The organism is Pantoea stewartii subsp. stewartii, from assembly GCF_008801695.1.
GTDB classification, from domain to species: Bacteria; Pseudomonadota; Gammaproteobacteria; order Enterobacterales; family Enterobacteriaceae; genus Pantoea; species Pantoea stewartii.
The window spans coordinates 1-5025 of record NZ_VZPF01000145.1 but is presented as its reverse complement, the minus strand read 5'-3'; the positions used below and the strand labels follow the sequence as shown (position 1 = coordinate 5025).

The window sequence follows — 5025 nt, the reverse complement described above, 5'->3', positions numbered from 1 at the left end:
TGGTACTATGAAAACGGTTGTTTCAGATAACATAAAATCAATGCATTACATGCTTGCGTATGACGGTGTTCTGTCTGGCATCAGCGTTTTCTACCAAAACAGTGCAGACAAAACAGAATGATTACCTATTATTCAACAAAGCCGCAAGGCAGTTCAATCAAAGAAACCTGCTCAAGTGTGAGGGTTGTTTTGCTTCAAAAATTCTACAATGGGAAGTCATATTATGTTCTCACGTCTTATCCGTGGATGGGGTAAAGATAAAATGACGTACCCAGTCATGCGCGAGATTTTAACCGCCTCTTTCAGCTGTTATCACGACGATTTTGACAACGCTGTCGGTGAAACAGCCGCCTGCTATTTCGACACTAACGTCCTTTCAAAAGCAGATGCCCGCAATGAAATCGGTTCATTATTACGTATCTCTGACGATGAGGAACTAAAAACAACGTCAGAGCAGTTAGATTGCGATCATTTTCGTCCAGAACCATGGGGTGAAACATGGCGCATGTTTCCTGGAAAAAATTGCTAAGGCAATTCGATGGTAAGAACGAATAACCCTGACAGAGGGCTGTGAAATCGTTATTGTGATAAGATTTTAAGACTCGCAATCTATCTCAAGCCGCACATCAAGCTTGCCAGTTCCTTTCAACAAAACCCTCCGCCATTTGAAATTTAATGCGGTTCATTCCCTCTGAGAGCTTTAGTTTGCGGTACGCATTGTTCCTATCTAAGGACAAGCTGTTTACTGCGGCAGAACTGTTTACCGTAATGCTGTCTCTAAACCTAATTGCCAAGGTAATTAGCTGCGTGATTTTGGAAGCCAAAAAAACCTTAACGTTTATGATGAATAACCTGGTTTTGATAAATAATGTTATTAACATACTAATAAAAAACGGGAACCAACCGGCTCCCGTTCTCGTTTAACCCAAATTCTGGATTACATATTCGCGATAATCACGTCACCAAACTCTGAACATTTCAGCAGCTTAGCGCCATCCATCAGACGTTCGAAGTCATAGGTCACGGTCTTGGCAGCGATTGCGCCTTCCATGCCTTTAACAATCAGGTCTGCGGCTTCGAACCATTCCATATGACGCAGCAGTATATGATGAAAATTATGTTAATACATTGAATTATATTAACTTTTATCGAGTGCCAACACAAAAAAGCGACATAAAAATGCAACCAAAGATAGCAGTAATTACATATGGTTAACTTTGGTTTTGGGGAAGAAAAACGCAGCGTCTCTAACATGGTTTAGCTAATAACTGGAGGTTCTGGCCATTGGATATCCGGAGCTGTCGAAGTATCCACCCTGTTCAATTGTACCCTGTAATTTTTCCACTCCAGCAACATGTCACTTTCTTCATCTGTTGCCATGCCAAGATCTACTGCATCCTGTAGGGGGGCAATAGCTGCGTTGGCAGCGGCCATTAACTGAGATTTCTGATTTTCTGCTACGGCTACATAATCAGTTGGGATTTTTTCTATCAGCCCATCCGTATAACGCCAGGTACCATCGGCCTGACAATCAATCGGGTAATCTTCAACAACCATTTCGGAAACTGACATGTCTACAGGCCAAAGCATTGACACCGCGTATGTGTTATCTCGTTGTGGCACAGGCTTATCAACTACTGCCCTGATAACCCCTTGAGCGTCGTACATTATTTTAACTGTGTCATCAGAAAATAAAGCCTGGCATTCATACCAGTCCTGTCCATCTTCTGACTCAAGGAATACCACGCCGAGATTGGTTTCCAGCGTTGTTATAATACGATTTTTCGGAGTATCAACGATTTTAAAATTCTCTATTACCTGTAATTCCGGCATTAAACTGTCCCCCCAGTTACCGTATACCATGTGCTGCCGACTTTTTTCTGAAGAGGCGCATAAGTGACCCCGTCAAGGTTATAGTCATTGGCATCTTTGAAAACAGATGTTATTACGTATCCCGCTTTATTTGGCCAGTTACCTGATGTATTCCACGTAGTTATTTTTGTACCCGCCCCTAACTGTACATCGGATACATAACGAGCATCCGACTCTGATTTGGAATAAGCCCCCACATCATTAGCCGTTGGTTTATTTTTATCGTTGTAAAGATTGAATACGGTATCCTTATTTCGTACAGCGACTTTTGTGCCATTGCTTCCATTTTCTGGGACAAGAAGTTCACCATAGTTTCCACTCGAAGAAACACCTCCTGTTCCAATAATATAAACTGACCCATCACTTGCTTTATATTCACGAATTGCTGAAAACGTGGTGACCGGGAGTTTTGTTAAATCATTGGTCGAAGATACTGTAACAGGTAATGCGTTACTACCGAGTCCCATCCAACCTACAACAGGTATTCTTCCTCCGGTGGTATCAGTCATTGATGTAACAATATCTTTGAATGCGGCCGTACCTAACCCCGCATAGATCGCGCCAGGATTAGCCACGCTGAAGAATGTTTTGGTATTGTCCATCAAGCAAACCAGCGCAACGTCTTTGAGGATATCGTTCGCGGATAATTGCGCTTTGTTCCCCTTATACAAAGGGAATGTCCCGAGCACCCTACCGCCCATTATCAGTTGCAGCGTGGCGGCACCAGTATTGTTTTGGGTCGGATATATAACGATTGGCGTTTTAAGCACCCAATCCACGGAGCCGTTGAGAAAAAAGGTCGTTGGCAACTCTAGGGTCAATGCATTCGCCGAACCGCCAGCCGTGCCGGAAGTATAGAAACCGCTTTGTGCCTCAGCAATCTGGACAAAGCCATTTTCTGAGCCACGAGTGGCAAAGTTGGCTATCACATCTTTTAACGCCCAGCCCTTTGCAACAGTTCCCTCCTGACCACGGACGACCGTTAAATTATCACCGCTTACCGCGGTCAAATGACAGATTTCGAAAGCGGTTTCGCCGGAATCAGTAAGCGTAATCTTCGCATATTTTTTTAACGTAGTTGATTTATTGCTGAAATCGGAAGTAAGTAATGAGGCAAATAATGGGCCATCACCGGGAATTACCGGAATAGTCGTTTGACCTGCCGTGATATCCGAAGCCAGAGAGGAAACAATGTTATTACCGAAACCCAGTATCATTTTTTCACCATTCCAGTGATGAGAATTAATTGTTGAAATCGACGGTGAAGCTGTAGATAAAAGGAAGTTTTACGATCCCCTGCTCTATAGCTTCTTTTAGAAACTGCGCCACGTTATCGGAAGAATCAGGGAGCAGAATGGCGAATACGCCATTGTTGGGAACGACCGAAATATCGAAGGTGTCTGTTACTGGCGGGTCAATACCATTCGGTCCGCGCAAAAAACGGGCAACCCTTCTCTTTAGCCAATCGATACTAAACTGCACCCCATCTCCTTTATAAAAATTCCAGGTCAGGATCCGTTTGAAATAATCATCAACGACATAGGTTGTCGCTCCAGGTATGTAGTTTTTCATTCCAGCATACGGAATACGGTTGTAATCAATGGTGTTATAAGCCCCCTTAGAGATTGCATCCTGAGATACCTGAAGCAATGGCCGTGTTTCTCCGTAAATCCCCTCTACAACCCAATCAAGCAACTTTCCTGACAGCGACGCTGAAGGCCAATACGGTAGGTTGAGTGAATTAAGCTCGTCCAAGTATTCCTGAGCCATGTCGTTATATGCTTCGAAGAACGCGACGATATTCGGGTCGTCTCGGTACTGCACAAAGGGGTAGGATGGGATTATTTTCTCAACTGGTACTTCCATATTTTTCTACCTGAATCTGGCCCAGTGTCGTGGCAAAATAGCCGTAAGTGTCGCCGTATACCAGCTCGGTACTAGCCTCTGGAGGGACGATTGTTCCGTTAATGCCAACCTGAACGTCGATCATGGAGACAAGAGATTTTGGAATCAGTCCCTGCACTGCATCGAGGAAAATTTCCTTAATCTGGAGGGCATTGATCGGCTGACCAACGGCAATTGCTTCGATGTAATCAACCACCGGCTGCTGAACTGCATTTGATACCCCGGTAGGATCGACATAGTTGGTCGATGCGGTATTCCAAGTGATGTACACCGAAGCCGTTTGCGAGGTTGGTACGACATAAGGGATCTGATAACTATCTGGGTATACGTCGATTTGAACGGTTTTCTTATCGACTGGATTACCTGAGGGGTTACTGACGTCGTTTGTAAGCATTGAGATATCAGGTATCGCTTTATAGATGGCATAGGCCACCTCGTAAGGATCCCCACCACCAACAACTGCGACCCACTTCCCTTGGGAAAACTGCCTGTAAGAAATAAGGTTCTCCTGCACACCCTCAACTTCTTGCATCAGTGTTCTAAAGTAATCAGGAACGCCCTGCACGGCCTTCATCCCGGATTGCATTACCTGAGCACGGTAGGATGAATACGTCTGATCATCAAGCCCTGGCAACCCTGCTGTGAGGTTTGTGCAGGTGACAACATAGCTCTTCGGTACCGAGGTAATGATTTGCGTCACGGAACCCTCTGGTACCGCCCATGAGCCAGCAGAAGTAGCCAGGCAGTAAAGCGGTTCAGTTTGACCGCCAGTAGGCGTTACCGCATCCCTGACAACAGCGTATTGATTGTTCCCGTCGCCTACAGTAAACCCCTTCGGGATAGGGAAGCCCGGCGGCGCAGTGAAAACCACGTATACAGAGGTGTTCGTACCCATTCCCTGTGGAACACCGTAAATACTGCCAAGCTGCTTCAAAAGCGGAATATTGGCACCGTATGGACTACAGGAATTGATGAGGTCAACGCGAAGCTGGTCAATGAGAGCAACCGCCCCTGTTCCGGTCCCGGCCATATCAGCAATCAATCCAGCGGGAAGATTTGCGGTGTAACCAGGCACCCTAAATAACTGATCCTAATACCGCTACACTTTAGCCAGCCCATGTTTTCCCCCGGGGAATGGGCTGACGGTATTCATAAAGTGATGGACCTTTTTCAACAGTTGCCACATTGAACTGCACTGGTGATTTCGGGTTATTGTCTCATGAAGCGCCTGCCACAACCGTTCGACAT

General features: G+C 45.4%; 5 protein-coding genes and 2 pseudogenes. 1 reads left to right on the top strand and 6 read right to left on the bottom strand.

The features are described from left to right. Positions 1–223: 223 nt before the first annotated feature. On the top strand, positions 224–529 hold the full coding sequence (locus F7Q90_RS24665; protein WP_006119727.1) for a hypothetical protein: 306 nt from the start codon (positions 224–226) through the stop codon (positions 527–529). A gap of 408 nt (positions 530–937) precedes the next feature. On the opposite strand, the pseudogene F7Q90_RS24650 reads toward F7Q90_RS24665, so the two are convergent. The 6 genes and pseudogenes from F7Q90_RS24650 to F7Q90_RS24620 form a co-directional block, all read right to left on the bottom strand. After that, positions 938–1105: pseudogene (locus F7Q90_RS24650) on the bottom strand (NADP-dependent isocitrate dehydrogenase); the annotation flags it as partial. A 152-nt stretch (positions 1106–1257) separates the two neighbouring features. After that, complete coding sequence (locus F7Q90_RS24645) at positions 1258–1833, bottom strand: tail fiber assembly protein (RefSeq protein WP_044242140.1); 576 nt, start codon at positions 1831–1833, stop codon at positions 1258–1260. Beyond that, positions 1833–3089: a hypothetical protein gene (locus F7Q90_RS27450; RefSeq protein ID WP_006119729.1), complete on the bottom strand. Its 1257-nt coding sequence runs from the start codon at positions 3087–3089 to the stop codon at positions 1833–1835. The genes F7Q90_RS24645 and F7Q90_RS27450 overlap by 1 nt, the downstream gene beginning before the upstream one ends. A 25-nt stretch (positions 3090–3114) precedes the next feature. After that, positions 3115–3738 carry a hypothetical protein gene (locus F7Q90_RS24630; RefSeq protein WP_044242141.1) on the bottom strand — a complete coding sequence of 208 codons (624 nt, stop codon included), beginning with the start codon at positions 3736–3738 and terminating at the stop codon, positions 3115–3117. Next, the gene (locus F7Q90_RS24625; RefSeq protein WP_071988756.1) at positions 3722–4852 is read right to left on the bottom strand and encodes a baseplate J/gp47 family protein; all 1131 of its coding nucleotides are present in this window, start codon (positions 4850–4852) and stop codon (positions 3722–3724) included. The genes F7Q90_RS24630 and F7Q90_RS24625 overlap by 17 nt, the downstream gene beginning before the upstream one ends. Positions 4853–4876: 24 nt before the next feature. Continuing rightward, positions 4877–5025, bottom strand: a pseudogene (locus tag F7Q90_RS24620) (IS630 family transposase); the annotation flags it as partial.

Bases quoted from the DNA above. Each gene is read 5' to 3' on its own strand.
- F7Q90_RS24665 (WP_006119727.1), top strand. From the start codon at position 224: ATGTTCTCACGTCTTATCCGTGGATGGGGTAAAGATAAAATGACGTAC.
- F7Q90_RS24645 (WP_044242140.1), bottom strand. From the start codon at position 1,833: ATGCCGGAATTACAGGTAATAGAGAATTTTAAAATCGTTGATACTCCG.
- F7Q90_RS27450 (WP_006119729.1), bottom strand. From the start codon at position 3,089: ATGATACTGGGTTTCGGTAATAACATTGTTTCCTCTCTGGCTTCGGAT.
- F7Q90_RS24630 (WP_044242141.1), bottom strand. From the start codon at position 3,738: ATGGAAGTACCAGTTGAGAAAATAATCCCATCCTACCCCTTTGTGCAG.